The organism is Flavicella sp., from assembly GCF_037132785.1.
Lineage (GTDB): Bacteria > Bacteroidota > Bacteroidia > Flavobacteriales > Flavobacteriaceae > Flavicella.
Map to the genome: position 1 here is coordinate 1 of NZ_JBAHZZ010000094.1, position 8,288 is coordinate 8,288.

The following is an 8,288-nucleotide window of genomic DNA, read 5'->3' on the forward strand; positions in this document are numbered from 1 at the left end:
AAAAACTAAAGGAAAATGAACCAAAAAATAGATCCATAACTAACATAAACAATGAAAATAAGAAAAAAAAATATAAATTTTAGATTTAAAAAGTCAAAATTGAAATCTAAAAATGAAAAGAGCATTATGCAACGGTCTTAACCTTTATAAGGTAAGATCTTATAGAACTAATTTACCATTTATTTGCAATTTCGACTTAGGTTTTCTTAACAAAAATATTTAATAAACAAGATACTGATCAAAAGGCAAAAGAAATTAGCCCAATATCCATGATTGGAAAGCCTATCTGAGAAGCACCTGTTTTTCACTTGCCTCTCCTTATGAGTACTATAAAACCCTAAACAGATTTTCTCTAGCTTCTTTTTCTTTGATATTGCTAATCAAATGCCTAATATTCATTCCTAGTCCAGTACTTTCCAAACTTCTTTATCAACTTATGTTCACGTTCTAGTTTTTCAAGAAGTATTAGAATCCGTCTGTACTGATTTCTGAGGCTGAAAAATCAATAGAAATAGCTGTGTTTCCCCTGTATAAGGTGTCTTTATTGCTCAAAATCGGATGATTTTTAAAATGTTATTTTCACTTGTTTACACAATAAATTTAACACTTTACATCCAATTTTATTTGTTTATAACTAATTTTTAGGGTTTAACTGAGTTTTACAAACATCATACCTAAACTCAGAATAAAAACATGTTTTTTTAATAGTTTAGAATGGACTAATCAGTAAATTAGATGTTCGTAACTACCATGCACAATAAGTCTAGCAAAACAATTTAAATTTAGTATAAAGTTAAATACCTGTTGATAAATAACTACATTAGCTTTTAATGAAATCAAATGATTTGAAAATTCTGTCTAGGTTAAAAGGTGCTGATTCCTCAGCATACAAAGAATTATTTGATGAATTTTACAAACCGTTATGTGTTTTTTCTTTAAAATATTCTAACTCTCATGAATTAGCAGAAGATGTAGTTCAAGATTTTTTTATAAAATTTTGGGATGAAAGATTATATATGAAACTTAATGGGGAAATTGCTCCGTATTTATATTCATCTATTAAGAATAATACATTGCAAGCTTTAAAAAAAGAGGGTAGGTATCGTTTTGAAGAGATAGAAAATCAAGTTAATAAATTGATGTCTGATGAAAATATTGATATCAGGCATATTGAACAGGAGAAGGAAAAATTTCATAAAGCAATAGAAGCTTTACCCATCAAATGTAGAGAAGTTTTTATGGCTATTGGACTTGGAAACCAGAAATATAAAGAGGCTGCATTAGAATTAGGTGTTTCTGTAAACACTGTTAAAACCCATTATTCACGTGCTCTAAAGCAGCTTCGTAACTCCTTAGCACTACTCTTAAATTTTATTTTTTTTTAAAAAAGTTTAATTTCTTTTCACCCATTTTCACCTTTTTACTATATAATTAATATAACATCTATCATTGTTAATATAGTATATAATGAAAAACATTCCTTCTCATATTTTTAAATTGGTCTTATCTTATATCTCAAAAGAGATAAACGCAGAAGAATTTCAAGAACTGCAAAAATGGGTTAATAAAAACAAAAAAAACGAGCAATTATTTTCCGATTATCTATATGTATACAAAAGGTCTAAAAGGTTAAAGTTTATTGAAAAAATAGATTTAAATCGGGCTTGGAATCACATGGTTTCAAAACTAAGAAGGCCGTTGGAGTTAAAGATAGCTTATCAAAAAAAACAGGTAAAAGTAAGGCGCTTAAAAAACACATTCAATGTTTTTAAATATGCCGCTATAGCTATTTTGTTTATAGGAATAGGTTATTTATACCAAAACGGTGATTTCCAAAAGAAATCGAAAATTATAAAACCAACTAACAATATTACTTTACAGTTGGATGATGGCAGAGTAAAAATCATAGATGAAAGTGGGGACTCCAAAGTATTAGATGCTAATGGAAATGTTGTTGGAGAACAAAAGGGTGTTCAACTGATTTACAACAAAGAGGTAGGGGTCAAAATCTTGGTGTATAATACATTAACAATACCTTACGGTAAACGCTTTGAGGTTAAATTGTCTGATGGGACAAAAGTTCACTTAAATGCAGGGTCATCATTAAAATATCCAATAAGTTTTATAAAAGGCAAAAATCGTAAAGTGTTTTTAAAAGGGGAAGCTTATTTCGATGTAGCAAAAGATGCTAAACATCCTTTTATAGTCAATGCAGATGATATGGATGTAAGGGTTTTAGGAACACGATTTAACATATCCTCTTATCCAGAAGATGATAATATTAATACGGTCTTAGTTGAAGGTTCAGTAAGTATTTATAAAAAGGGAGAATTATATACGCCCGAAACATCAACTATTTTAAAGCCAGGGTTTATGGCAGCATGGCAGAAAAATGACAGAAAAATTGCTATAGAAAAAGCTGATATAGAATTAGCCACAGCTTGGGTTGATGGTAAGATTATATTTAGACATACACCTTTTGATGATATCATAAAGAAACTTGAACGGCACTATAATGTTAAAATCATCAATAACAATAAAGTATTAGGCAAACAGCGATTTCGAGCCAGTTTTGATATAGAAGTTATTGAGCAAGTTCTAGAGTCTTTTAATGCAAATTTTGAAATTGAATATACGATTCATAATAATCAAATAATAATTAATTAATTTAAAACAAAAAGGACGCCTATGATATAAAACAAAAACGTATTCAATTAAAAAAATTACTACAGGTTTTCAATATTGGTCTAATTTAGTTAAGATTAATTCAGAAAAAAAATCGGAAGATGCTACCAACACCTCCCGACTAATCATGTAGTGATTAAATAATTAACCACACAAACAGAAACCAAAATTATGAAAAAAACACTAATGTTTAAAGAATTTCTATTCTTTAAACCAAAAATTGATTTAAAAGTGAAACTCACAGCTCTTTTTTTAATAGTTTCTTTATTTCAACTTAAAGCTGTTGAATCGTATAGTCAGAAAACTAAAATCACATTACATCTTGAAAATGTTAGTATAGAAAAAGTACTGAATGAAATAGAGTCGCAAACAGAATTTAAATTTTTGTACAATTATAATGATTCTAATTACGAAAAAATTATTTCTATAAAAGCTAAAAAAGAAGAAGTATCGTCTGTTTTAGAAAGATTGTTAAAGGATACAAATGTTAGATTCCAAGTTCTGGGTAAGCAGATTGTACTTAATAAGAATATTAAAAAAACAATAGAAATACCTAAAATAACATTAAATAATTTAGAGGATAAAACAGTCGTTCAAAAAAACATTATATCGGGCACCATTAAAGATAAGTATGACGTCCCAATACCAGGAGTAAACATACTTGTTGTTGGGACAACTAGGGGAACACAAACGGATTTTGATGGAAACTATAACATAGAAGCAAAAAAAGGAGAGGTTCTTGATTTTTCTTTTATAGGTTTTAAATCTGAAAAGATAACAATTGCAGATTCTAATACTGTTGATTTAGTTATGGTTGTAGAGACAAGTGCCTTGGACGAAGTGGTAGTTGTAGGTTATGGAACTAAAAAGAAAGAAAGTTTAACAGGGGCAATTGTACAAGTAAAATCATCTGATTTTAACAAAAGACCAATTACCAATGCTAGCCAAGCGTTACAAGGTTTAGCTGCAGGGGTTTTAGTAACTCAAACTTCTGGTGAGCCAGGACAAGATGAGGCTCAAATTAGAATTCGTGGAGAGTCTAGTATTTCTGGTAGTAATGGTGCACTAGTTCTTGTTGATGGAATTCAAAGCTCATTTGATGAAATTAATCCTGATGATATTGAGACGATTTCAGTTTTAAAAGATGCCGCAGCTTCTGCTATTTATGGTTCGAGAGCAGCAAACGGGGTTATTTTAGTTACGACGAAAAGAGGTAAATCTGGAATAGGAAAATTCTCTGTAAATTTATACACTGGAATTCAAAACCCAACCGCATTACCAGACATGGTTACCGATCCAATTCAATGGATGGAACTTCATAACTTTGCAAGAGAGGTGCCTATGGCAAACGGAACGATCCCTGCGCCACTTTATTCTGACGAAATGATTGCCGAATACCAACAGTTTGTAAATGAAACTGGATTTAAAGGGTCGGATGCATTTGACGCCTTATTTAACAGCGCCGTTATCCACAAAGCGACTGTTAGTGCAACTGGAGGAACAGACAAAACTTCTTATTATATGTCAGCATCTTATTTAGATCAAAATGGTGTAGGTTTAGGATCTAAGTTTAAACAAGGTTCATTTCGATTAAATTTAGATACTCAAGTACATGATAAATTAAAAATAGGGACAACTATAACTCCTATTTTTGGTGAAAACATACGACCTATTTCCCAAAGTGGTAGTGATCAATTTCTATGGGCCTGGAGATGGAGACCTACAGCACCTTTCTTTTTGCCAGATGGTAGATATGCCGTCCGAAAGTTTTTTCAATCAGGAGAATGGGGTCCAGTATATAGTAATCCCATTTCCTATTCAGAAAATGGTAAAAACAACCAAAAAAGATTTAAGGTGTTAGGAAGTATATACCTTGAATATGAACCGATAGAGAATCTTAAAATAAAAGGAACTGCTGGTGGAAATATTAAAACTACTAATACCACTTTATACGCTCCTGTTATAGAGAATTTTTATTACAGTACAGAAGTTTTTGCCGCAAGATCTAGAGGAACTAACTACTTAAGTAAAAATAACACTCAAAACATTAATACTCTGTTACAGCTTACAGTAGACTACAACTTTAATTTTAATGATAAACATAATTTTCATGTATTAGGTGGCTATTCCGAAGAATTATTTAGAAATGAGTACTTGTCTGCTTCTACTTCAGATTTTACAACAGAAGGGATTTTCGAAATAGGTAATCTAAATCCTGAGAATGAGCAAGCTGGTAGTTCAGCATCACATATTACATTCAGATCTTATTTTGGTCGTGCTAATTATGACTATTTAGGTAAATATTTGTTTGAAGCAAATTTTAGAGCTGATGCCACTTCTCGATTTGCAGAAGAAAATAGATGGGGATATTTCCCTTCTTTTTCTGGAGGATGGATTGTGTCCAAAGAGGATTTTTTTAACACCGATGGAGTTGTTAATTTCTTGAAATTAAGAGGGTCCTGGGGAGAATTAGGGAACCAGGACGTTGGTAATTATTATATATACCAATCATCAGTTGTACAAGGCGGAGATTTCAATTATAACTTTGGAAATAATGGAGATTTGGCCTTAGGTGCTGGTCCTAATTCAGTCTCTAATAGAGATGCTATATGGGAAGTAAGTAGAAAAACAGATTTTGCGCTCGAGGGTAGATTATTTGATAACAATTTGACATTTAGTTTTGATTATTTTCTTGAAACAAGATTTGGTCAATTGATGGTTCAATCTGTTCCAGAGTTAGCAGGTGATTTAAATAGTCCTATTAAAAATATTGCAGAAGTAGATATATGGGGCTGGGATTTTGAAATTGGATATAGAAAAAAATTTGGTGAGTTAAATTTTAGAGTTAATGCCAATATTGGTCATGCCGAAAACGAGGTGGTAGATTTAGGTGGTGTAGATCAAATTATTAGTGGTCCGTCTGGTTCACAGCTTACAAGAGTTGGTCTACCTATGCGTACACCCTTTTTAATTGAGGCAAATGGGATTTATCGCACGCATGAAGAAGCACAGGCAGGGCCAATAGTTGCAGCCAATCAAACAGCGGGAGATATTGCATACATTGATCAAAATGGAGATGGTATCATTAGCGGAAGAAATGCGATTGAGGACAAAATTCCTGTGGGAAAACCTTACCCAGAATTTATTTATGGATTCAATATTAATTTGGAATATAAAGGAATTGATCTTTCGGTATTAGCAAATGGAGTTGCTGGTGTTGACTATTGGGCTGTAAATTATGGTGTTGAGGCTTTTACTGCCCAAGGAGGAATCCCAAAAAGGTACTTAACAGAGTCGTTTAGTTTTAATAAAGAAAATCCAACATTACCTCGGTTGGTATACCAATGGAACTATAATGGTAATGAAGGGTTGGCTTATCCTTCTACTTTTAGCTTGTATAAAGGAGATTATTTAAGAATAAAGAATATTCAATTGGGCTATAGTATAAACGATGAGTTGGTTACAAAAATAGGCTTACAAAAGTTGAGAGTTTATGTAAATGCTCAAAATCCGTTTATTTTTACTTCTTTATTTGAAGGTGTTGACCCAGAGAGGCCACTTAACAATGGTAGTAGTAGTTCTTTTGCGCGTCAGCCTCAAGTACGTACAATTTCAGTAGGATTGAATATAACCCTTTAAAAAAAAGCAATGAAAACAATAAAATATAATTTATTAATGATAACCATATTGTCATTTGTTATTTCAAGTTGTTCAGAAGATTTCTTGGATAGGAATAATTTAAATGGAGCTGGAGAGGAAACCTTTTTCAAAACTGAAAATGACGCAAATCAAGCTTTAATAGCTGTATATGGTCGCCTACAATCTGGAACTTTTAGTAGTAATATCCCTCTATATGGGTCTATTGCCGACAATATGCTTACGCCGGCTTTAAATTCAGGTTTTGCTCAATTTGCTGAAGGAACTGAGGCACCAGGTGATGGAGGTGCTGGTATAGCGAGATGGAGTGAATGTTATGCAGGAATATTTAGAGCTAATTTCTTTTTGGCTAATGCGAGTAATGTAGAAATGGATAGCAATGATTTAAATAGAATGAATGCTGAAGCAACGTTTTTACGTGCATTTTATTATTATAATTTAATCTATTTCTTTGGTGACGTTCCTCTACTTTTAGAGCCTATTTCAATAGATGAAGCAATTGCTATTACTAGAACAGATAAAGAGACAGTTGTAACTATTATTATGAATGATTTGGACTTTGCACTAGCCAACTTACCTGAATCAACTTCGGAATACGGTAGGGTTACAAAAGTTGCTGCAGCTGCGCTAAGAACTCGAATATTACTGTATGAAAAAGATTATCCTAGTGTAATTACCAATGCACAAGCGATCATGAACGGAACTTATGGAGACTTTACTTTGTTCCCCGATTTTGAAACTCTATTTAGAGAGGTGAATGAAGGGAATTCTGAAGTGTTATGGGATATTCAATTTAGTAGTATCGAGCAAATTGGTCAAGGAGCCCCATGGGACAACGGCTACCAGAGTGACTCAAAATCTGCTGCGGTTCTTCCAAATTTGGTAGAAGCTTTTAATTCTACCAATGGTTTAAGCATCGATGACCCTTTGAATACACTTTATGATTCAAATTTTCCATATGACAATAGAGATCCAAGAATGAAAGCTTCGATACATATTCCTGGTGAGCAATGGGGAGATTTAGGAACTTGGCCAGAATATAGAACAGGTAGTCCCACTTCTTTTCCTTGGGCTCCTGAAACGAAATATGCGATGAAGAAGTATATGACGCCGGAAACAGAGGCTCCGAACAATATATATCCAAATGGAACCAACTTTATCGTTTTTAGGTATGCAGATATTTTATTAATGTATGCTGAAGCTAAAATCGAATCAGGTTCTATAGATCAATCTACTTTAGATGCCATTAATGATGTAAGGGCTAGAGCATATGGCACTACTAAAGAGGACACTATGAATTATCCAGAAGTAACAACAACGTCTCAATCAGAGTTAACTACAATCCTCAGAAAAGAACGTAGAGTTGAGTTTGCTATTGAGGGTTTACGTTGGTTGGATTTAGTGCGTTGGGATGAACTTGAGGTTGTTAGAACAGCAATAAACAGGAGTTTTCAGGCCAATATTTGGCCTATTCCTTCAACCGAAATTCAAATTGCACCAGGTTTAACTCAAAATGCACCGTGGAACTAATGCAATCATTTTATCAAACAGTTGGCCTTGCGTTAGCTGTTTGATTTTTGAAAGCATTATTATATTAGTGTTTATGGTGACATACAGACTGCAATATTAATAAATTAAAAAAATAAAATAAAGTAACACCAATTAAGACCGTTGCAAGGTACATGACAAAAACAAAGACCCAAACTTAGGTTTTATATCATTGTTTGTTAGCTTATATTTAAGTTAAAAAACTACAAAGAACAGCTACTTTTGCATATAGCATTTGTGACTTACGTACAAGAAAGACTTGGCTTCAAGGTTGTAACGCAACAAAACGTTTTAGTTTTATGATGTTACTAAGCTACAATTTTAAGTTCAATATCCATCATTTCTTTTGGTGTTTTATATCCAAGTATCTTTCTAGGTCTATTGTTTAGTTTTTCTTG

At 32.5% G+C, this 8,288-nt stretch carries 4 protein-coding genes; all 4 read left to right on the forward strand.

Annotated features, from left to right (window positions below):
- Positions 1–830: 830 nt before the first annotated feature.
- The 4 genes from V5787_RS06360 (at position 831) to V5787_RS06375 (ending at position 7,872) form a co-directional block, all read left to right on the forward strand.
- Positions 831–1,385 carry an RNA polymerase sigma-70 factor gene (locus tag V5787_RS06360; RefSeq protein WP_336892426.1) on the forward strand — a complete coding sequence of 185 codons (555 nt, stop codon included), beginning with the start codon at positions 831–833 and terminating at the stop codon, positions 1,383–1,385.
- Positions 1,386–1,467: 82 nt separating this feature from the next.
- The gene (locus tag V5787_RS06365; RefSeq protein ID WP_336892427.1) at positions 1,468–2,667 is read left to right on the forward strand and encodes a FecR domain-containing protein; all 1,200 of its coding nucleotides are present in this window, start codon (positions 1,468–1,470) and stop codon (positions 2,665–2,667) included.
- Positions 2,668–2,856: 189 nt separating this feature from the next.
- A complete protein-coding gene (locus tag V5787_RS06370) occupies positions 2,857–6,324 on the forward strand; it encodes a SusC/RagA family TonB-linked outer membrane protein (RefSeq protein WP_336892428.1) in 3,468 nt (1,155 codons plus the stop codon).
- Between the two features lie 9 nt (positions 6,325–6,333).
- The gene (locus V5787_RS06375) at positions 6,334–7,872 is read left to right on the forward strand and encodes a RagB/SusD family nutrient uptake outer membrane protein (protein WP_336892429.1); all 1,539 of its coding nucleotides are present in this window, start codon (positions 6,334–6,336) and stop codon (positions 7,870–7,872) included.
- The last annotated feature ends 416 nt before the right edge of the window (positions 7,873–8,288 follow it).